The sequence below is a fragment of the Bacteroides sp. ZJ-18 genome, from assembly GCF_011038705.2.
GTDB lineage: Bacteria > Bacteroidota > Bacteroidia > Bacteroidales > Bacteroidaceae > Bacteroides > Bacteroides hominis.
Genome location: NZ_CP072198.1, coordinates 4,655,008 through 4,678,441, shown reverse-complemented (window position 1 = coordinate 4,678,441; position 23,434 = coordinate 4,655,008). Strand labels below are relative to the sequence as shown.

The following is a 23,434-nucleotide window of genomic DNA, read 5'->3' as shown; positions in this document are numbered from 1 at the left end:
CGGTTTTTACAACTTATGAATAATATTTAGTAGTTATCATTATGAAAAGACTCTCTTTTATGGTTAGTATGGCGATGCTAATTTCATGTATTGCCTCGTGTGATTCCGGCAGTGATGCTGTTTCATACGGTGTTGGTTCTTTAAGTCTTGGGCTTTCAGCCAATCCTTCTTTTGCAGAGAAAACCCGTTCCGTCAGCGAAGCGGAATACAAAAAAGTCGATAACTATCAAGTTACGGTCAACGAGGGCGACGGTACCTCTTTATACGATGGCCTGTACAAGGATATGCCTTTGTCTATCGATCTGACTGCCGGCAAAAAATATACGGTGAAAGCCTTCTACGGTGATAATGTAGATGCAGGTTTCGATAAACTGTATGTGGAAGGCAGCCAGGAGTTCACTGTCAGTGAAGGCGAACAAAAGAATGTTATTTTGTACTGTAAGCCGGCTAATGTTAAAGTATCAGTCGTTTATACGGAGGATTTTCTGAAATATTATTCGGATTGTACTGTCTCCCTTTCTACTTCACACCTGACTGCTCCTTTTGAAGTAAATATGAAAAAAGACTCCGGTAAGGATGCTTATCTGAAAGCAAATGCCGATGGTGAGAATGTATCTATCACTGTAGGAGGTTTCAAAGATAAAGAAGGCAATGCGGTGGTGATGGAAGCTTTGGTTGCCGAGAAAAAAGTAGATCCCAAAACGCATCTTACTATTACAGTAGATCCGGAGGTGATTACTATTTCTACGGGTACTGCATCGTTGGACGTAACCGTGGATACCGGTACGGAAGATAAGGATGTGAATATTGAGATTCCGGAAGAGTATTGGCCGGGTAATGCAAGTAAGTAAATATAAAAGATTGGTATATATGAATGCGATAAGAAACATATATGCAGTGCTGGCATTGATAGCACTTTGTTTGAGTTCCTGCGAGATGAAAAATGAGCTGGAAGGCAAATATAATTTGAAGAATGACGAAGGACTTCTGACATTGGATCTGGTGAACAAGACGCAGGCTACGCCTTCTACAAAAGCTGAAAGTACGTCACTTACTGATGAACTGGATGTGAATACCTATAAAGTAGAGATTGTTGATAATGCCACTGAGGCTGTGGTTCGTTCGTTTGCCAGCTATGCGAAGCTGAAAGAGGCCTTGCCGTTGGTCGTTCCGGTAGGAAACTATAAGATTGTGGCTAAAAGCGGTGTTTTGCAAGATGCTTCGCGTACTCCTTATTTTGAAGGAAGTTCTTCTATTGAAGTGAAGCAGGGAATGGAATCTAAGGCGGAAGTTCTCTGTAAATCGGCAACGGTAAAGGTCAGTTTGAATGTATCGGACGAGTTTCTTAGTATGTTTGCCGACGATTATGTGTTCACCGTTTCAAATGGGATTGGCGGAGTTATTTATGTGAAGAAGGAAGATTTAGGTTCAATTTATCTCAGCATTCCCAATGGAGCCACTTCGATCAAAATTGTGGCAAAAGTAACTGAGAAGGAAACAGGTAGAGACATTGAAACTATTTATACTGTGACCAAACCCGATGAAGAAGGCTTGGAGGGAGGTGATTCTTTTAATGTTACAGTGAAACCTGTAGAAGAGGGTGAGGACCCGGAAAATCCGGATGTGACCCCTTCTGATCCGAAATTGGGGATACAGTTGGATATTGACTTGACAATGGACGAGACCGGCATAACAGTGAAAGTACCAACAGAACTGATTGAAGAATCGAAACCAGAGGAGCCGGATCAGCCGACAGAACCGGATCAGCCGGCAGAAGACGGACCAGAGATTATCGGAGCAGATGAAGTGGTGGAAGTGGATACGAACAATCCGCCGACAGTTCAGGTAACGATGAAAGCTCCGGCCGGAATCCGGAACTTGCTTGTGACTATCACTTCAGACTCTAATGAGTTTATAGGTTTGATTTCTCAAATGGGGTTGGGAGAAACATTCGATTTGGCTAATCCCGGTGATTTGGAAGATAAACTTGGAGGTAGTTTGGAAGACGGATCCGGTATTGGTTTGATTGATCCGAATGATCCGATTAAAGATAAAAAAGAGTTCATCTTTGATGTATCCGGCTTTATGCCTATGTTGTCACCGTTTGGCCTTCAGCAACATTATTTTACTATTAAACTGATTGATAATAATGGTAAGGAGTTAGCCAAGAAATTGACAGTAAAAGTGGTGAAAAACTAATTTGAATTTCCAATGAAAAGATATATATATTTGTTCGTCTCTGTCTTTACTCTTGTGATGGCATCATGCCAACAAGAAGAGACTTCTAACGGCAAGACTGGCTATCTCCAGTTTTCCGTGGAGAAGAATACAAGTACGATTTTGGTTCCGGCGACAAGGGCAGAAGAGTTGCCGATTGCCTTGCAGGTAGTTGACAGAGCAGGGACTGTTGTGAAAGAGACTGATGACTGGCATAACTGGACATCTGCTCCCCTTGAATTACCATTGGGTACTTATACCATTAATGCTTTCTCAAAAGGGGTTGATGTAGGGACAGCCGGATTTGACGAGCCTTATTACTGGGGGCAAAGTGAAGTAACGGTTGTTCCGAAAGTAAATCAGAATGTGAATATAGAGTGTCGTTTGGCTAATGTGAAAGTGACAGTCAATTACAGTGCTGATGTGAAGAAGTATTTTTCGAAACTGAGCTGTTCTGTGGGTAATTCTTCCGGTAAACTGGTTTTTGGTAAGGATGAAACACGTTCCGGATATTTTGCGGTGGATAATCTGAATATTTCGTTGGCATTGACAAATACGGATGGGCGTTCTTTTGTTTTTGAATCCGAACCGATTACAGATGTAAAAGAACGTCAGCACTACCGTATTAACTATACTATGAAGGCCAATGGTGCTATTGGTGGTGTATCTGTTACTTTAGATCCTTCTACCAAAGAGTATAATGTGAATATTTCCATTCCTAAAGAAAGTAATCCGAGTGTAAATGTCTGGTCTGATTTTGCAGACGTAACTCTTCCTCTTCCTGACGGTGTTGTTACCAAAGAGTGTAAATATCGCATTTCCGGAACGGAAGATTGGAATACGGTGTCCAATGTTGAACAGGCCGATGGAAAGCTTATTGCAACCATAACCGGTCTGATTCCCGGTACGGAGTATGATTTCTGTTTTGCAATAAATGGAGTAAACGGAAAGATAACGACTGCGACCACCGAACTTCAGAAACAACTGGAAAATGGAAGTTTTGATGAATGGAATCAGAATGGAAAAATTTGGTTCCCGGGAACTGCGGCTGAGGCTTCTGCTAAGAATTCGTATTGGGATACCGGTAATGTGGGAGCAGCTACCATGAGTAAAAATCCAAGTATCGGAGAAAGCAACGATGTACATACCGTAGGTGGTAAATCGGCTAAATTGTCTTCGCAATTTGTGGGAGTGTTTAGTATCGGAAAATTTGCTGCCGGTAACATCTATATCGGACGTTATATGGAAACGTATACAAGCCCGATGGGAGCACGTATACGTTTTGGTCGTGAGTTTACGTCACGTCCTACGCAGCTGAAGGGATGGTACAAATACACTCGTGGAACCAGTATAGATCGTGGAGATCATAATGTGGAGGAATTGAAAAACTCGGGCGGTGATAAATGTGCTATCTATATTGCCTTGACTGACAATGAAGGTTTGGTTGATGATAATGGAGTGAAGACAGCTTATGAAGTCAACAATAACAAAGAAGGTAGTCCTACGCGTTATACGGTTGATCTTTCTGAAGCCAATAAAGATGTCATAGCCTACGGTTCCATTACCGATGAAGAGTCCAAAGGTTCTTTCGATGAAAGCGGAAATGTAGTCTGGAAGCAGTTTACGATTGATTTGAAATACCGTGATTTGACCCGTAAACCCAAATATATTATCGTTGTTGCTTCTGCAAGTAAATATGGTGACTTCTTTACCGGCAGCGAAAGCAGTGTCATGTTGATTGATGATTTTGAATTGGTGTACGGTACACCTGTTGCCGCCAACTAATCCATAGCGAATGAAAAAAATAATTATATTTCTACTTCTTCTTTGTCCGGTACTGGTCCAGGCAAAGAAGAAGTTTGACCGTGGAATCGTGAAGAGTGTGTTTGTCCCGAAAGGGCAATGGTTTATGGGTTCTACAGTTTCGTATTCGGAGCAGAGTGCTGATCAATACCAGTTTTTGGTATTGGCAAATATCGATGCCAAAGGTTATACATTTCGTTTGAGTCCCTTCGGAGGATACTTCTTTGCCGACAATATGGCAGCGGGAGGCAGGTTCACTTACTCTCGTACCTACTTCAATATAGGAAACGTAGACATTAATCTGGGCGATGATCTTTCGTTCCACATCAAAGACGATATGTATCTGGAGCATAACTATTCCGCATCCGGATTTCTGCGTACCTATATGGGGCTGGGCAGCAGCAAAGTGTTCGGTTTCTTCAATGAAGTGCGTCTGACTTATGCTTACGGGCAGGGGAAACACTCCAATGGTACGGGTAACGACTTGACGGGATACTATCAGCGTTCTCACACGTTTGAGATCGGTGCGGCTCCCGGATTGGCGGCATTCGTATCCGATTTTGCTTCGGTAGAAGTTTCGGTAGGAGTGATGGGATTCAGTTATAAATGGGTCGATCAGATACACAATCAGGTAAACAAGGCTTCCCGTCATAGTGCAAGTGGTAATTTCAAGATAGACTTATTCTCGATTAATCTCGGAATGACGATGTATTTCTAATTTAAGCAGTGTTTTGAGAAATGAAGAGTTTACAAATTTATCTATTCCTGTTTCTGTCGGTCTTTGCTCTGGGTGCTTGCATACAGAATGACATTCCTTACCCTTACATCAAAGGCGAAATTACAGTTTTCGAAGTAGAAGGGCAGATCGGTGATGCCGAGATAAACAAGAACAGCCGCACCATCGCAGTGGAAGTAGGTGATGAAGTCGATATAGAAGAATTGCGTATTACCAGGTTCGTTGTGAACGAAGAAGCCACTTACAGCGTAGACGAACAATACTGTGTCAGCCCCAATAAATTTCCTTCGGCCGGCTTTTCTGCTTTAGCCGACTTGCCGGCAGGAGCAGATACACGGGTCGATTTCAGTAAGACCGTTCCTGTTCTGCTGCGTACCTATCAGGATTATCAGTGGATGATAACCGTCCGTCAGACCATCGAGCGGGTAGTCGAAGTCGAGAACCAGGCCTTGCCTGCCATCATCGATGATAAGAATCACACGGTATTGGTGTATGTCTCGCAGAAACAGGATTTGTCTGCTGTCAAGATAACAAAGATGATTCTGGGAGGCAGTAAGGCTACCATCACCCCCGATCCGTCCACCGTAACCAATTTTCGCAGACCGCAAGAGTTTGTTGTCAGCCGTTTCGATAAAGAAGAGCTATGGACGGTCGATGTGGTGCGTACCACATCGACAGGTACTACGGGCAGTGCCGATGTATGGGCCACACGTGCCACTCTGAATGGGGGCATGAAGCAGGGAACCACTCCCCGTGTGGAATACAGGAAGAAGTCGGAAGATACCTGGAGCGTTGTACCCGAGGCAGATGTGAAACTGGAAAGTGGTACAACTTTCAGTACGACACTGACCGGGTTGCAAGATGGCACCGACTACGTTTGGCGGGTAGTAGTCGAAGAAATTCCCAGTACGGAAGCCGCGTTCACAACCGAAAAGATACAAGAAATACCTAACTTAAACTTCGATACCTGGTCGCAGAATCCCACAGGAACCTTTAAGAAGAGTTGGTATCCGAACTCTGACGGAGCAAATTCCTATTGGGCGACCGGAAACGACGGAGTGACCTCTTCGTTGGCAGGCAGCCGTGATTCGAGCACCCGCCCTGAAGAGAAAGAGGCGGTAAGCGGGAAAGCCGCCTATATGGTTACTTTGGGCAGTGTGCCATTGGTAGGGGTTGCTGCCGGCAACTTGTTCATCGGTGATTATAAAACGAATGCTCAAAGCCCCAAAGACAGTCCCAAGTTTGGACGTTCGTTTACGGGAGCCCGTCCCACCGGATTGAAAGGATGGTATAAATATACTTCTAAGCCGGTTGATTATGTAGGCAATCCGGATAACTTGAAAAACGATGAATGCCATATCTATCTCCGTTTGTGGGACGATAAAGATAACGAGATCGGTTACGGAGAGTTTGTCGGAAAGGAGACAGTGACCAAGTACACTCAGTTCCGGTTCGATGTGACTTACTCCAATAAAACGGCCAAGCCCGCCAAGATAACGATTGTTGCCACTTCGAGCCATTACGGAGGCGACTTTACCGGAATGAAAGTGACCGGTTCGGTAGGTGTAGGCAGTGAACTGTGGGTAGATGAATTTGAATTATTGTATGAATAAGAAAGAGAGCTATGCATAAATCTGTTTTATCTTTAGTGTGTTGTTTGTTCTTTTTCCTGTCGTGTCAGGAAGAAATAGAAACGATGCCTAACGGCAGCCTGAATATAGTATTGACGGACGGAGCAGCGATTACCCGGACTTTGCCGGATGCACTGTCGGATGAATTGCGGCAGCAGTTTACGATTGAGTTGCTGCGTGACAGAGAAGGGACAATCGTGCCCGAATACAAAGGTGCATTGAAAGATTTCGGAGATCAAAGGGTATTCAAGGTAGGCAGTTATCAACTGAAGGCTTATCTTGGAGAGAATCCGTCACTGGCATTGGATGCACCCTATTATTATGGAGAAGTTCAAGACATCACTATCGAGAAAGGTAAGGCAACAACGGTAAGCGTCGGCTGTAAGGTAGCCAATGCGCTGGCTACTTTTGAGATTGTGAATCAAGAGGTCTTTGATAAACGCCTGAAAGATTATTATGTAGAAGTTACCGTAGGCAGTGAGTCGGTTACTTGGAAACCGGGAGATGTCACACATCCCTACTTCAAAGCCGGAGGCCGGGTGACGATGGCGTTGATCGGCACTTCCGTAGAAACAGGGCAGGAGGGAAGTTATGCTTTGAATCCGATCGAGACAGTGAAAGCGGGCGTTAAGTATAATTATAAGCTCTCCATGAAAGCTTCCAATGTTGGTTTTGAGGTCACTACGGAAGCCCGGCAGGAACCTGTCACTATCAATGAAACCGTACCCGACAGTTGGTTGCCGAAAGCTAAGGTCTTCAGTGAGGATTTCGATGAAAATCATGTGCTGACTTATACGGAAACAGCGGACGCTTTGTCGAGAGCCGGCGTTTCGTATACTGCTTTGCGTCCGATTCAGGATGTGGAGTTTGCCCTCAACTTTGCGGATAAGCATTTGGAACATCTGAATAAGACATATCTGCTGTCGGAGCTTTCCGAAGAAGATCGGCGGGCTTTGGCTGCTGTGAATATTGTGTTGCCCGACCTGGCAGCAGGAAGTACTGAGGGAGTTATCGACTTTGCGGGAGTGACTCCCGGCATGTTGACTCACGATGGAGGACAGGATACGGATAATATAATAGCCGTTCGCGTAAAAGCAAATGACCGTTGGAGTGATGCCGGGATGTATACCATCCGGACTGTGAAACCCGTCTTTAAAGTGGGTTATTATCCGGGCAATGTTTGGACGAAAGAGTTTACTTTGAATACACTTACTGCCGATAGTGTGAAAACCGGTAACTTGGATAAGTTTACCGATATTGCTTACGAATTTAGTGCCGATGGTAATAGTTGGGAGGCGATGCCCGGAGATTTGCGAAAGGCAGGGCTGAGTCCGGGAACCTCTTATTATGTGAGAGCGAAGTATAGGGGAGAAGTGCCGGGAGAGAAAGTGGAGGTGAAAACGTATCCTCAGACACCGTTGGAGAATGGGAGTTTGGAGGGTGCTACAGTTTTGGCTGGAGATGATAGTGGCATATCTCGTGGAACTGTTTATGGTTGGGATGGCTGGGCTACTTTAAATAGGATTTCAACTCCAAGTGGAATAACTGCATATTCATTTAATTCACGCTCTGGCTGTCGTCCAACCGATGATGGACATATGGGTAAAGGTGTTAGAGTAATTACTCTTGGTTATGTAATGGGAGGTTTTGCTAAGCCTAAAGCTGCTATGCATAGTGAATTGTATTTAGGTACAAATGCTGATGATGATGGAAATAGAGAGTATGGCATTCGTTTCAATTCCCGTCCAACAGCCTTAGGTGTTTGGTATAAATGTATTTCAAATAAAGGAAATGATGTCTCTTTGATAAAAGTACAATTACTTCATGATGATATAATTCTCGGTGAGAATTCTTTTACAACGGGTGCGATTGATTCTTATCAATACAATAAGTTAATGATCAATTATTCTGAAGATTTAGATAAGATAAGGCTTGTTCCTAACAAATTATTGGTTCTGTTTAAGTCTGGTACTAAAGAACCATTATCAGTTGATGATCTTAAAGGATTTATAGGAAAATGGAGTACTACAGATAAGACTGCTGATGCGACATTCCGTGGAAACGAATTATTCATCGACGATGTGGAACTAATTTACGACAAATAAATATGAAAACCTATATATACCTCTTTCTCCTTTTGCTTGCTACAGCCTCTTGTAGCGAGCAAACTACTCCCGATCACTCTGTCGGTTATCTCCGCGTAGAAAACATCATCCTCACTTGTGATACCGAAACGCTTCCCATCACTCGTGCCGTCGATGCCGGACTTAAGCTTGAAATCTGGCAAGGTTCTGAGTGTGTCCGTAGTTACGATCCGGGAGCTGCGGAACTTTCCAAAAGGATCGTTCTTCCGGTTGGTGAATATACCCTGAAGGCCTTTACTCCCGATCAGACCGAGGCGCCGGACAATGAATCGGGCACACCCACTTACAGCGTCGACTACCCTTTCGCCATTGTATCAGAGGATGTAACTCTGATTTCGGTGAAAGCGCCCCAAATTAATATCGGGATTGGCGTTGAGTATTCGGATGAATTTATGGCAAACTTTACAGACTTCTCCATTACCGTAAGTAGTCCTACAGGACGTCAGGCAAGCCTGACAGGTAATGTGACAGACCTTTTATATTTTAATGTCCCGACCGGTGGAACCCATTTAAGTTATACACTTACCGCCACCAATGCCGATGGAGAAACAATGACTTCCGAAGCGCGTTCCATCCTTCAGGAATCGGGAGCGGAACTTACTTCCGGAAATTATAAAGTCCGGATCGGCCTGGTTCAGTAAGGAAGGTCGATGAAAAGCAGTCCGGTTACTCCTAAACTTCCTTAAACCTCCAAACTTTCTTCTTCCGGATTTGTCATATTGCCAATCTTTAAAACGTAGAAAGTATGAATAGAGACAGGCAATTGAAGAAGGACATGGAGAATCGGGAAGTTCAGATCCATGAAGAATATGAGAAGAACAGGCATCTGATGTCTGAGGACAAAGTAAAGGAAAAAGCTGCTGCATCCGGCAGTGCTGGCGATATCCATTCCGGCAAAGGAACGGGAAAGAAAAAATAGTGTAAAACAGGAACCGTTGCGAAATCCCTTTTTCACTACAGAGTACACAGAGGGCATGGAGGTTTTATTTATTAATAAGCCTTTGTGCCCTTTGTATGCTTTGTGGCAGGTAAAACGTTTTGTTCTCTATTATCCTATTCAACTATCAAAAAGGTGTGAAATACCTCTTTCCTCTGACTCTCCCAATTTTTTTTCCGGATGAACCGGAGGGAAAAGAAGCATATCAAGGAACTTCCGGAGGCGAAGAACCGGTCTTTTGAGTCGGTAGAGCCTTGCTTTTCCGGAAAACAAGTAAGCATTTACCCCAAAACAAGTAAGCATTTGCTTCGAAAGACGGTTACATTTTCCCAATTTGCTTACTTCTTTTTTAAATATCTCCTAATGTTTTGGCAGATTACATATATTGTTATGCAAATCGGGCAATAAGAGGACGTGTTTTCTTCCCGTTGCTCGCCGGGAAGTATCCTGTACGAAGTGTGTAAAGGAATGGTATTTTACTCTAATAAGGAGATTCCGGCGAATAATTCTCCTTTATTGTTTCTATTTGATAAGGAAGTAGTTGAACGACCTGTTAAAACGATAATCGGGAAATCGTCTGTGAGTCGTTTTTCCGAACTTCATCAGAGACGTGTCCGAAAGAACGGGATATAGAGCCATTGGATTATCATTTTGACATTTTGCTTTCCCCCTTCGGATACTTCTTTGTCAATATACTCAACGTATCATATAATATGCAAATATGATGTTTTTTTATTTAATGATAGATTAGCGGAAACAGATATATGTATGCAATGTCATGTGGAATGCATCCGGATCGAAGAATTGTCCGGAGAAACGGGTGAGGGATGCCCGCCCCGATGGAACTTGCACATAATAATTAGGGTGTAGCCATCCGGGACGGATAGCTACACCCTAACCCCGGTATGGCTACACCCTAAGTGTCGGATGGCTACACCCATTTATATGGAGAGATATGTTTACGGAATTACTTTCCGCTGTTATTTTGCTGTTCCAGACTTTGAATCCGTTTTTCAAGCGCGGCATATTTTTCATCTTTCTCTTTGAGAAGACGCTCGTAGAGTTCGGTAATTTTATCAATCGGATTGAAGCTGTTAGTTGTGGCATCCTGTCCTTTATAACCCGTAATGGGCACTGAGCTATCTTTATTGTCATGCACATTGTTTGTGATATTCTCAAATACCACAGAAGGTGCATCCTCTTCCAGCGTTTTCAGATATTCCACCGGCACATTCAGCGCCCTTGCGAATCTATTTAGCATTTCATCCTCAATCACCCGCATCTTCTCGTATTTGGATACATTCGGTTGTGTCATGTTTACGAGTGCTGCCAATGCGTCCTGCTTGATGTTTTTCTCGATCCGGGTGCGCCTTATGTTATGTCCGTGATGGACATTTACATTCTGTATTTCTTCTTCTGTTTCCATGTTCTTTTTGCTTTTTGAACAATGATTTCCGTTAAAATGTTCCGTTCGAAGCAAATATACGAAAAAATGGAATAAGATGAATAAAATGAATATTACTTTGCTCAAAAATAGAATATAAGGAATGTGTATATGCTTGCAGAATCAACTATTTTGCGCTTATTTTACGGCTATTGAAATAACAACAATCCTATTTACACACTATGATCGGACTACTGACAACTAAAGAAATTGATTTCCTCACCAAACTGGCTGAACTTTTGAAAGAATACTGCGCCGTAATTTCCCACGGTCATTGTGGTGAAGTGCATATTCTTGCTTATCACGGTGACAACGAAGATGCGGAAAAATATCCCATTATATTTGAGGATAGCTTTGATGAAAATGAGATTTATGATCTGTTGCGCAAAAACAGAAAACGGATCGGGGAGATTATCGAACGTGAAGTAGCTGAGGCTGTTCCCGAAGGAGAACTATCTCAGCCGGACGATCAGGCCGGATCAATGGCAGACCATTTTCACTAAAGATAGTAAGGGATATGAAATGCATTTAGAGGCATAATATGGAGAAGGGTACAGCTTCACCTGTTTGTATATTAATGTGCTGTCACATGGTTTTAAGGAAGGGGCGGGACTTATGAATTAACAGTCCCGCCCCTTCACGGTGTGAATAAAAAGTAATGAAATCTTGCTTTACCGGAAAGCTGTGACTTCATTTACATCAACGGAAAATCTGCCATTGAAGGCCATCATATTCTCGAAACGTACTTTAGTACATTCCACCGGTTTTTTAAAGCTTATATAAGCAGTTCCATCCATGACCTTACGGTCGAATACTCCATGGTTCACCCAATTTCCGTCCGGTGTTTCAACCATCACTCTACAGGACTTAAGCATATACGAGCCACTTGTCGATTTGTTGGTGTCCAGCCTGAACCCTTTGAGTAACTGTTTTTCCGGCAGAATAATCGTCAGATAATTGTGGGCGTTGGAAGTATACCAGTTGTTGGCTGTAAAGTTACCATCGTTTAGCGAACCTAATTTCTCCGGTCGTATATCCGATTTAAACCCGATTTCTTTGTTGAAGCCTTTTCCTTCGATCTTTTTATTGCTTGAATCGATATTGTCCAGGCGTATAGAAAGATTTAGTTTCACAAAGTATGCCGAGCGGGTCCGGGCGATTGCCAAATGTTCATGCGATCCTTCCATCGTCAGCTTTATTGCCATCACATAACCCGATAGGTTGTTTAACTTCTCAACATCCTTGAGGGTCAGTTTGACTGTCGTTTCCAGTTCACCCGCTTTCAGCACACTACCCTCAAAGGTGCAGCTTTCGTTCGGAAAGAGGGGGATACCTTCCACCATTTCAGGAAAATCGGCCATCAATTTGTCTTCTTTGATAAGATTGACCTGGATGTCTTCTTTGTAGGGCTTTGTCACTTTTACTTTGAACGAAAGTTCGTTCTTTCCTACCAGGGTGGTACTTACCAGGTCGTTGGTTGCTTCCAGCTGTATATAAGGCTTGCCATAGTATCCCAGGTACACCAGATCAGTGAACGGGTCGATGCCGAGTTGCTCACGGATATCTTCTTCGATATACTTATTGTCCATTTGCCAACTTGTATCCTGATCTACTATCTGTATTTCATCTTTACTGCACGATGCCGACAAGACGAGCAATAGAACCCATAAAATGCTTGGGGTGGATTTTATTCTTCTTTTCATTCTGAACTCTTTTTTATTCTTGATTTACAATTACTAATTCATCTGCCGGAAATTTAACGTTTTCCACATATTCAATACGGGCTTTCGTGGTCACATTCTCCATATCGGCGGGAGCTTTCAGGTCTTTGATCCCCGCCTCTTTGCTTAGTGGCAGATACGAAATGAGATGTGGTGTTTCCGGATCCATCGGGAGGTATAAGTAATCGTTGATTTCCGACTCTGTCAGCGCCTTGTCCCATAAACGTATCTCGCGGAGATAGTCGTTACGGTAACCGGAGTTTCCGACTACGATCATGCTGTTCTCGCCAAAGGTGATGGCACTGTTCTCGAAAACCTTCTGGACTTTTCCGTTGACATAGACTGTCGTTTTCTTATCCTTGTGCACATAGGTGATATGCAGCCATTTACCCGCTTGCAGGGGCATTTGAGTCCATGTGTCGTCCCCGTCGCGTCCGTTTTTCACTTGTATGCCGGCAGTAGATGAAATACGGGTATAGAATGCTCCTCCTGTTCCGTTGCTTAGATAGGCTGTGGTCAGGTTGCTTCGGGTCAGGCTGGAATAGATGGCGCTCATTTGAATGGTCCATTCGGCCTTTGCGTGCATTCCGACAGGTTTTATCCGGATGCCTTCTCCACCACTGACTTTGGCTACTGACGAAAGGATGGAGCGATTCAGGAGCAAGACCGCACTGCGTTGTGAGGGAATCAGCGAATAGTTGGAAGCACCCGTGATGCTCAGGGGAATGGCGTATTTCTTACTGTCGGGGAAATCCTTGGAATCCAGTTGTCCTACTTTCACCATTATTTTTGCTGAAAAGTCACCGGCGGGTACCCGTATGCCTTCGGAGCCAGATAGGTCGTTTCCCTCTGCATCTGCCAGTTTAAAAGCGGAGGGGGGAAGGGGTTCATACGAGGCCCCGTTGTCCTTGTTGTATTTATCCAAGGCCTCTTTGTCATAACCCACTTGTATAGTCACCGGGCTTTGGCTGATATTGGCCAGCCGGGGAGTCAGATAGGTTGTTCCGCCATCGGGCTCTAAAGTGAAGTTGACGATGCCTTTATTATCGGGTGTTTCCATGTATACTGCGTTTTCCGAGCCTGAACCTTCTCCGTCGGCATAGTCACAGGCAGAAAAGAACGGGCAAAGTATGCCGATCGCAATAAACAGATATTTGTAAGATACGTTACATTTCATGTTTCAAACTGTTTTTAGGTTAATTATTTTACGGGAGGATTCATGATCGATATTGCTTTTCTGATATTAACATAAGCTTCGTCTTCAAATGCGTCTTCGTTAATATGAAAAACTCCGATTCCTCCCACATTGCCTTGTTTGGAAGCCACATAACCGGCGTATGTGCCCGGAAATCTGCTTCGTGCACCGGGCTTGTTCTGAAAACTTTCCGTAAAAATGATCTGTTCGGGTTTGATATTCAACCGGTTTTGGATATCATTGGTCCATCTCTCGAAACTGGAAGCCGATCCGCTGTAAGATTGAACGACAAAACGGTCGAAATACTGTGCCGCACGCGGGTCCAGCCAATGGATAGAGCCGTTCAGATGAAACAGTTTGTCCGGTCCCAGCAGCTCGCGCATGGTCTTCATAAACAAGATTTCTTTCTCTTTATTATAATCGCGTGAGCAAGAAGTCAAATTACCGCAATGGTTGCCCGGCTTGAACGGCGATGCGTACGAGGGTTCATAGTCATAGTCGAATCCGTCGTAACCATATTTATTGATTGTATCTACGATGGCTTGCGCATACTCTTTGATGGCTTGTGTGTCGTCGGCGGGCCATTGGTCGCGCCCCCATTTTATCTGGTCACCTATGTCTTCTATAATCCAGCCGATAATGACTTTGGTTCCTTTGGCCTGCACACTCCGCAGCTCTTTGATTTTTTCTTCGCTCAAAGAGTGCCAGTTTCCCCATATCGAAACAACATCCATACTGTCCGGTAAAAGAGACAGCCGGGGATATTTTCCCGCTCCGTCCGGTTGCCAGGCATTGAACCACCCGAACATAATGGGGTGTTTGGTGCTTTTGTAAGCTCTCAGGTTTTCCAGATATTTTTCGTAGGCAACTTCATTCTCTTTATGTCTTTTATCTTCTTCAGCCCATTTTACGGAGTCCCGTTTGGAATAAAGATCGCCCACGGCTTCGTTTTCCACATCAAGTTTCTCCGGTGAGGTCCAGTCATCGCATGCGGCAAAGCTTACTAAGAGTGCCGTTCCGATAAATGCAAAAATGGTATTTCTCATATTCATGTTTCTTTAATTTTCAGGTTCATTACTATTTGCTTTTTTTGTCCCACCACACTTTAGCGGCGGCATTGTCTGCTCCTCCTAAATGCTGGTTGATGGCATTGTGCAGGTTTTCGCTGTTTTGTTCATACTCGGTGCGGGGGTAGGGCATTCTTCTTACACCTCCCACATCGTATCCGTTTCCGATCAATACTGCGGAGTTCGTTTTGTTTTCGGCAACGACTATTTGGCGGGGATATCCGGTACGTCTCCACTCTGTCCATGCTTCCTGTCCGTTGGGGAAGATGGCGAGATATTTTTGAGTGATGATACGTTCCAGCTTTTCTTCTTCCGTAGCTCCGTTTTCCCAGCGGATAGTGATGCTGCTTGGAGCGTTTGCACTTAACTCACCATTGGCGGTGTCGGTATAATTGGCCGGTTTACGGGTGTGATCCTTCAGATAGTTCTCGGCCGATGAACTGCTCAGCCCATTTTCGTTGAACGACATACGGATGCCTGCGTTGTAGAAGTCACCGGCACTGCCGCCCATATCGAATCCGGCCAATGCTCCTTCGGCTTTCAAGAAGCATACTTCGGACGCTTTCATCCAATAGAGGGGATCGTCTTCATGCACGTTGGGGCGTGTGAACCCGTTGTAAGCGTCTCCGGACTTGGCGATTCCGCACCGTACGGCCTTGAAGCCATTGTTGTTGACAAAGTATACGGAAGCACGGGCGTCATTATATCCTGCCAGATAAGAATAGATGGTGGCTCCCATGCGGGTGTCATTGTATTCTTCATTAATCACTTTCAGCGGATTCTTCATTTGCAGGCCGGCCCCTTTACCCATCTGGGCTGCCAGTTCTTTGCTGTCGATCATGCCTGCGGGATGTTTCACGGCTTTCTCCGCATATTCTTTGGCAAGTCCTGCATCGGCAAAGCGGACACGGATGGCCAGGCGAAGCATCAGCGAATTGGCAAAGCGCATCCATTTATTGACATCGCCGTTATAAACAATGTCGAAGGCAGGCAATACTTCTTTGCTCTTATTCGAGTAATCGTCCAAGGTTTGGACAGCCTCTTCCAGCTCTTTCAGAAAAGAGCGGTATACGCTTTCCTGAGAGTCGTATGCCACTTTAAAAGAACCTTTGCCCACTTGTGAGTAGGGAATCGGGCCAAACATATCCGTAGTGCGGTGCAGAGCCGCGATCTTAATGATCTGGGCTAAGGCATAAATCTCGTCATTTCTTGTTCCTTCATCCTGCGAGATGCGTTTTATCTGCATCCATGGCGAATAAACATCCGTCACCATAAAAGAATACACATAGTTCACCCAGTTTTCGTACATGAAATAGTTGGTGAAATTCTTGCTGCCGTTGAATTTGTTGTCTCGGGGAGACATGTATCCCGCCCAGGCGTCACCGGCCAGATTTACTCCGATCTGATAGCGGTTTACCGGTTCTGTACTTTCTGAAGCGGTGCCGATGGGGATTACACTTTTTTCAAGATTGGGCAGGTAGGCTCCGTAAATAACTCCGTCCATCTTTTCGTCTTCTTTCGTCGGGAGCAACGGGTTCCGGTTGATATCTTCGGATATACACGAGGTGCATAGTGTTGAACCTAAAAGGGCTATGGCCGATAGCGTTCTACACATATTCTTTATTTTATTTAATTTCATAGTGTTGCATTTTTTAAAGGTTATAATTCAATCTTTACGCTAAATCCCACACTACGCAAACTGGGTGGCATAAAGACATCTCCCCGGTTATAGGTACCTGTCGAAGAGGTCATTTCCGGATCGAATGGAGCTTTATTATAGATCATCCACAAATTGCGTCCGATGGCGGAAACCGTCAGCCGGTTGATCACATTACCGAACCATTTGCCCGGCAGTGTATAGCTCAGGCTGGCTTCTTGAAGGCGGATGTTGGTCGCTTTATACGCGTAATATGCCATCAGTTGTTCGCCACCGATGGTCGTATAATATTTTTCCGCATCATATTGTGTTCCGTTCACCCATACACCACCGTTCTGACGCGCTTTATAAGTGTCTTTCGATACACCGTAGTCGTCGAGGAAGGCTTGGGTGGAAGAAGTTACGATACCTCCGAAGCGTCCGTTGAACAACAGGTCCAGAGTAAGGTTGTTCCAGGTTACATTATGTCTCCAGCCTATTGAAAAATCCGGGTTGACCGATCCTATCTTGATACGTTGTGAGCGGTCTACTTTATACCCTCCTTCTTCTTCGATCAGTTTACCGTCTTTGCCTCTGGCAAGGATACCTTTTACGTATACATCCCCGATTGCGTCCTTCTCCCGCAGGTAAACTCCTCCTTTATCCTGCAGGGTCAGTTCGGTGATGCTGAACAGCGAGCCGTCCGCCGGGTTCCTGTAGTCATGCACCATCTTCATGATTTTATTTCGGTTGGCTGTGTAAGTCAGATTGGTGGCATATCCCACTTTTCCGAACCGGTCGTTATAACCCAATGACAGTTCGATACCTTTGTTGCGTACCTTACCTGCCTGTACATAGAAACCCGAATATCCCGAAGCAGGAGACATACTGGAGAGGAAGGTCTGATTATAGGTATCTGTCAGATAAACCGTGGCGTCGATATTGATTTTATTGTTGAAAAGTCTCAGGTTAGTTCCCAACTCATACGATTTGGTTTGTTCTGCTTTGAAGTTCGGGAAAGGGTAAATCGATATCGGATTGATGACTCCGCCTTTCATGGGATCGGTGACGGTTCCGGGAGTCAATCCGGTATAATTGATCGGTCCTCCTACTTCGGCGAAGGAAGCTCTCATCTTCCAGAATGAAATGAATTTAGGCAGACTTACCATTTCGGAGATTACGCCCGACACTCCGACGGAAGGATAGAAATAGGTGGGCTGGTCAGAGTTGACTAATTGGGAAGCCCATTCCTGTCGTCCGGTAAGTGTAAGGTAAAGCATGCTTTTATATCCCAGCTCGGTGCTTACAAAAACCGAATTGTTACGTGTATGGGTGTGCGATTGCGAACCGGGTCCGGAAGCCGGATCGAAGTTATAGGCAGAGAACAGGTTGGGGACGGTAAACAGTTTTCCTCCGATGCCCATGCCGGTGGTCAGGTGATCTTCATAACTGAATCCGGCATTTGCCGTCAGGTTGAAGTTACCGAAATTCTTGTTCACATTCAGCATAATATCCGCATAGGTCTGCTGATATTCTTCCATGCTCCGGTTGTAGGCTCCTTTGTCCGATTGGGCATGCAGCTTGATTGTCGAAGCGTGTAATTTGCGCTCGGAAGTAGTGTTGGTGTTATCCACACGTATACGTCCTGCTATGTTCAGCCAGCTCAGAATGTCGTATTTTACGTTGGCATAAAACATGTAACGTTTCTTTTTGGAAACAAACATTTCGCGGTTCACAATCCAGTACGGGTTTTCCAGATTCAGGCCCTGATCGCCATAAGACCATTCCTGTATGGGGAATTTTCGGTTGGTGTCATAGCGCTCGTACACCTTGACTGCTTCGAAATCTTCACCCCGCGGAAAGAGATACAGAGGTACCAGCGGATTAAAGTAACGCCCTGCCGACAGCATATTCTGGTCTCCCTGCAGAACATAACTGGCTCCCAGGTCGAGATGGAGTTTGTCATTCAGCATACTCGCGGTGTTGCGTAATGTGAAGTTGTAACGATAGTATTCGTTGTTGGGAATGATGCCGGTGGAGTTTGTTGTTGCCACCGATACAAACGTTTGATTATTTTTGTTTCCTACTGAAAAATTGGCGGCATTCATGATATTGGCGCCTGTCTTGAAGAAGTCTTTCGGGCGGAACGTTGAAGGCTGTTGCAGCATCTCACCCCAACTCTTGTATGATCCTTTTGCATTACCGTATCGGTTTTGAAATTCCGGCATTACATACGGGGTCATAAACTCCGTATTGTTGGAGATCGAGATTTTCAGTTTGCCTTCCTGCCCTTTCTTGGTGTTAATCAGGATAACACCGTTGGCAGCCGATGAACCATACAGGGCTGCGGCGGCCGGACCTGTCAGTATCGATAGACTTTCGATGTCCTCCGGGTTGAAGTCGGAAATACCTTCACCTCCTCCCGGAGTGCTATAGTCATTGTTGATTTCGCCTTTTGAAGGGTTGCCGATGGGCATACCGTCCACCACATAGAGCACATTATTGTTTCCTACAATGGACTTGGCCCCGCGCATGACTACGCGGGTTGCTCCGCCGATGCCCGAGGAGCTCCGGTTGATGGACACACCCGCTACTTTTCCGGTTAATCCGTTTACGAAGTTGGCATCTTTCACTCTGTTGATAGCATCCGACTTTACCTGCTGAACACTGTAACTCAGCGCTTTTTCTGCACGTTTGATACCCAGTGCGGTGACGACAACCTCGTCCAGCGCTTTGGCGTCTTCGTCCAATACGACAGTCAGTGAAGAAGCATCACCCACTGTAATATATTTGGTGGTATAGCCCACATAGGAGAATTCAATTACATTTCCTTTGGCAGCCAGGATGGAAAATCGTCCGTCAAGACCGGTGACGGTTCCTGTGGGGCTGCCTTTGAATGAGACGTTGACTCCGATCAAGGGATCTCCTTTGTCATCTTTCACTATCCCCGACAGCTTTTTGTGTTCAACTTCCACTTTTGATTGCGGAATAATCATGATATATTTGTCTTTGATTTTGTAGGAAAGACCTGTTCCGGACAGGATAGAAGTCAGCGTCTTATCCAGAGATTCAGCATTAATATTCAGGTTAACGCGTTTGGTTTTCTCAAGTTTGGATTCGTTGAAAGCAATCAGATAATCAGATTGTTTCTCAACTTCCCGCAATGCTTCCTGCAACGTGATATTCTTTTTTTTGATCGTTATTTTTACGTTGTTTTGAGCAAAGGCAGCTGTTTGTAGAATAAAACAGCTAAAAATTATAAAAAAAATAGACTTTAATCGATAAAAATTCATAGATTTGAACGAATTTTAGTGTTAAATCATAATATTTATTTCCCAAAAAGTAAAGCATAAGCTTTAACGCTAAGAATTCAGATTTCATATCCGGAATTAGGTGGCCGCCTCTTTCCGGATACTTTTTTACATGCTAAATAGTTGTTTTTAAGGTTAAACAAATAAATATACTAAATCATTTTATTTTTTTGCATCCCGTTTAATGTAACATATATTTCCCTTCAGTTCATGGTTGAATCCTCCCACGACTTCCTGCATGATATTCAGGATATCTTCTAAAGTGGATTTCTCACGGAAACGGAAGTTGAATTTATCATCATTAAATAAATTGGCGTTATACTGGAAGGTGACTGCGTAGCGTCTTTCCAGTTCGTTTAGAATTGCCGACATAGTAACTCCTCTGAATACGTACATCCCTTTTTGCCAGGCCGTAACGTCTTCAATATTTGCTTCGGCGAGCTTGCTTTTTCCCGTGCTCTTATGGTAAGTGACCTGTTGTCCGGGAGTGACAATATAACTCTCTTTTCCATTGTCGCATTCCACTTTTATTTTTCCATGAATCAGGGTTGCAATCATTTCGTTCTCTCCCGGATAAGCGGCGACATTGAACTCGGTTCCCAAGGCTGTCACTGCCATGGTGCCCGATCTGACTATAAAAGGCTGGCCGGTGTTTTTCTTTACTTTGAAGTTGGCCTCACCGATTAAGTAAACCGTGCGGGTTTCACCTTTGAACTTTTCAGGATAAAGGAGGATGCTGCCTGAGTTAGTTTCCACTATACTGCCGTCCGGAAGCCGGAGGGTGCTCAGGCGCCCGTCCGGTGTTATGTTCTCAATTAGGGGAGTCTCGGTGAAGTGCTGTTTGGTCATTTGAAAAGTAACCGAAACAGACACGATCAACAACGCTATGGCAGCCGCGTAATATGCAAAACGGATGCGTGGCTGATGTCTGCCTCCGGAGTTGGCTCCGACTTTGGCATATACTGATGCGAGAGAGTCCCAGGTGGTCTGGTCGACCTTTCCTTCCGTTTCGTTCCATAAGTCGTGCAGGGCCGTTTCCTTTTCCTCGGTATGTTCCTGGTCGAGCAACCATTGATGGATCTCTCCGGTGACTTTTTTGTCGGGATCGGAAGCGGCAAACAAACGGATGATTCTCTGAATATAATTCTTCATTTTTATAGCCTTTATATAGATAAGACAATTAGTTGTGGCTGATTACTCAACCGATGTAGAAAAAAAATAGGGTGAGGAGCACTTTTTTTAAGTCGATTAATGCCAAATAGATGTGACGCTCTACCGTACGAACTGAAATATTCAGTTCATCGGCAATTTCCTGATTGCTTTTTTCTTGTGTGCGGCTCATCCGGAAGATCTTTCTTCTCTGTTCGGGCATATTGGCAATCGTGAGTTTCATCAGAAGTTCGCTTTCCCTGGCATAAAGTTGATCGTGAATGTCGGCTTCGGATATAGACAGATCCTCTTTTGTATATTGCTCCTGATAGGTCTGTTCGATTGATTTATGTTTTAGAAAGTTATAAATATGATTGCGGACCATAGTGTAAATGTAGCTGTTCCAAGTTTCCTGGTTTTCCCAAATCTCAGGATGGGTCCATAATTTTGCGAATATATCTTGGGCAATATCTTCTGCATCTTCTTCTGATTTCAACAATTTCCATGCAAACGCTTTGACTTTTGGGTAAGTCATAATGAAAAACTGCTCAAATTTCTTCTTCTTAGGCTCGTTATTTAAAATCATTTAGTAGAATATAAGGCTGATTGTGATTTTTTCAAAAATAAGGCTTTGGTTTTTAAAATTCCAAAAGTAAATGGTTTAAAACAAACAAGCAAATTTTTAATGAACTAAAAAAAGAGATTACTTTTTCGTTTTATGAAAGATTGGGACGATTGTTTTTATTTTTTTGATGTCAATAAGTTCTTTTATAGCAAACTGTCCGGACTGTCTGTTTAAATAGTCTGTTAATATTATTTTTTTTGTTGCTGAACGATTAATGGAATGCGGAGGTGATGTTGAATAAGGAGATATTTTATTTTGCTGTTCCGGAGCTTGAGTACATTTTTTAGTATCCCATCTTTGTGCTCTTTCTCTTCAAGCACTTGCATTGACAGTTTGAAATGAAAATCCCCGTACTCCTGTTACAGAGATACGGGGACTTCTACTATGACATTATGATTGAATTCTTTGCTGATTATAAGATTCCCTGTGCCATCATTGCTTTGGCAACCTTCATAAATCCGGCCACGTTAGCACCTTTCACATAGTTTACGTATCCGTCCGGTTCTGTACCGTATTGTACGCAAGCTTCATGGATATTCTTCATGATGCTCTTCAGCTTTTCGTCTACCTCTTCAGAGCTCCAGCTCAGTTTGATAGAGTTCTGGGTCATTTCCAATCCTGAAACGGATACACCACCCGCATTGGCTGCTTTACCCGGAGCATACAGGATCTTGGCATCCTGGAACACTTTGATAGCTTCCGGAGTAGAAGGCATGTTGGCACCTTCGGATACTGCCATGACACCGTTGGCAACCAGTTTGCGTGCATCGTCACCGTTAAGTTCGTTCTGAGTGGCCGAAGGCAATGCGATATCGCCTTTCTCACCCCAGGGACGGGCTCCTTCAACGTATTTACATCCGTAAGTTTCGGCATATTCGCGGATGCGTCCGCGGTAGAGGTTCTTCAGCTCCATGATGTAGTCCAGTTTAGCGCGGTCAATACCGTCCGGATCGTAGATGTAACCATCGGAATCAGACATGGTAACCACTTTACCGCCCAGTTCCAACACTTTTTCGGCGGTATACTGAGCCACGTTACCCGAACCAGAGATCAGACAGACTTTACCTTTCAGGTCAGTTCCTTTTGTCTTCAGCATTTCCATCAGGAAGTAGATGTTACCATAACCTGTAGCTTCCGGACGGATCAGTGAACCGCCGAACTCGCGACCTTTACCGGTGAATGTTCCGGTGAACTCGTGAGAGAGCTTTTTGTACATACCGAACATGAAACCTACTTCGCGGCCACCCACACCGATGTCACCGGCAGGTACGTCGGTTTCAGGACCGATGTGGCGCCACAGTTCAAGCATGAAGGCCTGAGTGAAACGCATTACTTCGGCATTTGACTTTCCGCGCGGAGAGAAGTCCGAACCACCTTTACCACCACCCATCGGCAGGGTAGTCAGTGAGTTTTTAAAGGTTTGCTCGAAAGCAAGGAATTTAAGAATACCAAGGTTTACAGAAGCATGGAAGCGGATACCTCCTTTGTACGGGCCGATGGCGTTGTTGTGCTGAACACGGTACCCCATGTTGGTCTGCACGTTGCCTTTATCGTCTACCCAAGTCACACGGAACTGGTATACTCTGTCTGGAATGCAAAGACGTTCAATCAGATTGGCTTTGTCGAATTCAGGATGTTGGTTGTATTCTTCTTCAATCGTAGAAAGAACTTCTTCTACTGCCTGATGATACTCCGGTTCGTTGGGGAACCTTCTCTTCAAATCTTCTAATACCTTAGCTGCATTCATAATTCTTTTTTCTTTTAATATGATTGTTTTTAAATTCTATCGTCTCTCTGTTGATGACGTTGCAAAAGTAA

18 protein-coding genes are annotated in these 23,434 nt (G+C 44.3%); 9 read left to right on the top strand and 9 right to left on the bottom strand.

The window, feature by feature from the left end; translation table 11 throughout:
- Window positions 1-41: 41 nt before the first annotated feature.
- The 8 genes from G7Y45_RS18910 to G7Y45_RS18875 all read left to right on the top strand — a co-directional run bounded on the left by G7Y45_RS18910 (window position 42) and on the right by G7Y45_RS18875 (window position 9,450).
- A complete protein-coding gene (locus tag G7Y45_RS18910; RefSeq protein WP_165016609.1) occupies window positions 42-851 on the top strand; it encodes a DUF4493 domain-containing protein in 810 nt (269 codons plus the stop codon).
- 19 nt (window positions 852-870) lie between these two features.
- Window positions 871-2,199, top strand: coding sequence for a DUF4493 domain-containing protein (locus tag G7Y45_RS18905; RefSeq protein ID WP_165016612.1), 1,329 nt, complete (start codon window positions 871-873; stop codon window positions 2,197-2,199).
- Window positions 2,200-2,211: 12 nt separating this feature from the next.
- Window positions 2,212-4,002 carry a DUF4493 domain-containing protein gene (locus G7Y45_RS18900; protein WP_165016614.1) on the top strand — a complete coding sequence of 597 codons (1,791 nt, stop codon included), beginning with the start codon at window positions 2,212-2,214 and terminating at the stop codon, window positions 4,000-4,002.
- 10 nt (window positions 4,003-4,012) lie between these two features.
- Complete coding sequence (locus G7Y45_RS18895; RefSeq protein ID WP_005781085.1) at window positions 4,013-4,738, top strand: hypothetical protein; 726 nt, start codon at window positions 4,013-4,015, stop codon at window positions 4,736-4,738.
- 20 nt (window positions 4,739-4,758) lie between these two features.
- Window positions 4,759-6,369: a PCMD domain-containing protein gene (locus G7Y45_RS18890; protein WP_165016616.1), complete on the top strand. Its 1,611-nt coding sequence runs from the start codon at window positions 4,759-4,761 to the stop codon at window positions 6,367-6,369.
- An 11-nt stretch (window positions 6,370-6,380) separates the two neighbouring features.
- On the top strand, window positions 6,381-8,492 hold the full coding sequence (locus G7Y45_RS18885) for a DUF4493 domain-containing protein (protein ID WP_165016618.1): 2,112 nt from the start codon (window positions 6,381-6,383) through the stop codon (window positions 8,490-8,492).
- 2 nt (window positions 8,493-8,494) lie between these two features.
- Window positions 8,495-9,172 carry a DUF4493 domain-containing protein gene (locus G7Y45_RS18880; protein ID WP_165016620.1) on the top strand — a complete coding sequence of 226 codons (678 nt, stop codon included), beginning with the start codon at window positions 8,495-8,497 and terminating at the stop codon, window positions 9,170-9,172.
- A 104-nt stretch (window positions 9,173-9,276) separates the two neighbouring features.
- Window positions 9,277-9,450 (top strand): hypothetical protein, encoded by a 174-nt coding sequence (locus G7Y45_RS18875; RefSeq protein ID WP_165016622.1) that lies wholly within the window; start codon window positions 9,277-9,279, stop codon window positions 9,448-9,450.
- 985 nt (window positions 9,451-10,435) lie between these two features.
- On the opposite strand, the gene G7Y45_RS18870 is transcribed toward G7Y45_RS18875, so the two are convergent.
- The gene (locus G7Y45_RS18870) at window positions 10,436-10,894 is read right to left on the bottom strand and encodes a helix-turn-helix domain-containing protein (protein ID WP_005808133.1); all 459 of its coding nucleotides are present in this window, start codon (window positions 10,892-10,894) and stop codon (window positions 10,436-10,438) included.
- 200 nt (window positions 10,895-11,094) lie between these two features.
- Here G7Y45_RS18870 and G7Y45_RS18865 point away from each other — a divergent pair, with 200 nt between their 5' ends.
- A complete protein-coding gene (locus tag G7Y45_RS18865) occupies window positions 11,095-11,415 on the top strand; it encodes a hypothetical protein (RefSeq protein ID WP_165016624.1) in 321 nt (106 codons plus the stop codon).
- A gap of 168 nt (window positions 11,416-11,583) precedes the next feature.
- Here the strand turns inward: G7Y45_RS18865 and G7Y45_RS18860 are convergent, their stop codons facing one another.
- The 8 genes from G7Y45_RS18860 to G7Y45_RS18825 form a co-directional block, all read right to left on the bottom strand.
- Window positions 11,584-12,615 carry a BT_3987 domain-containing protein gene (locus G7Y45_RS18860; protein WP_165016626.1) on the bottom strand — a complete coding sequence of 344 codons (1,032 nt, stop codon included), beginning with the start codon at window positions 12,613-12,615 and terminating at the stop codon, window positions 11,584-11,586.
- Window positions 12,616-12,628: 13 nt separating this feature from the next.
- Window positions 12,629-13,810, bottom strand: coding sequence for a DUF1735 and LamG domain-containing protein (locus G7Y45_RS18855; RefSeq protein WP_165016628.1), 1,182 nt, complete (start codon window positions 13,808-13,810; stop codon window positions 12,629-12,631).
- 23 nt (window positions 13,811-13,833) lie between these two features.
- Window positions 13,834-14,874 carry an endo-beta-N-acetylglucosaminidase family protein gene (locus G7Y45_RS18850; RefSeq protein WP_165016629.1) on the bottom strand — a complete coding sequence of 347 codons (1,041 nt, stop codon included), beginning with the start codon at window positions 14,872-14,874 and terminating at the stop codon, window positions 13,834-13,836.
- Between the two features lie 31 nt (window positions 14,875-14,905).
- Window positions 14,906-16,534, bottom strand: a complete 1,629-nt coding sequence (locus G7Y45_RS18845) for a RagB/SusD family nutrient uptake outer membrane protein (RefSeq protein ID WP_165016631.1) — start codon at window positions 16,532-16,534, stop codon at window positions 14,906-14,908.
- Between the two features lie 20 nt (window positions 16,535-16,554).
- Complete coding sequence (locus tag G7Y45_RS18840; RefSeq protein ID WP_165016633.1) at window positions 16,555-19,824, bottom strand: SusC/RagA family TonB-linked outer membrane protein; 3,270 nt, start codon at window positions 19,822-19,824, stop codon at window positions 16,555-16,557.
- Window positions 19,825-20,004: 180 nt separating this feature from the next.
- Window positions 20,005-20,994, bottom strand: coding sequence for a FecR family protein (locus tag G7Y45_RS18835; protein WP_165016635.1), 990 nt, complete (start codon window positions 20,992-20,994; stop codon window positions 20,005-20,007).
- Window positions 20,995-21,040: 46 nt separating this feature from the next.
- Window positions 21,041-21,577, bottom strand: coding sequence for an RNA polymerase sigma-70 factor (locus G7Y45_RS18830; protein WP_005781047.1), 537 nt, complete (start codon window positions 21,575-21,577; stop codon window positions 21,041-21,043).
- A gap of 451 nt (window positions 21,578-22,028) precedes the next feature.
- Window positions 22,029-23,363: an NADP-specific glutamate dehydrogenase gene (locus G7Y45_RS18825; protein ID WP_005781046.1), complete on the bottom strand. Its 1,335-nt coding sequence runs from the start codon at window positions 23,361-23,363 to the stop codon at window positions 22,029-22,031.
- Window positions 23,364-23,434: the final 71 nt, after the last annotated feature.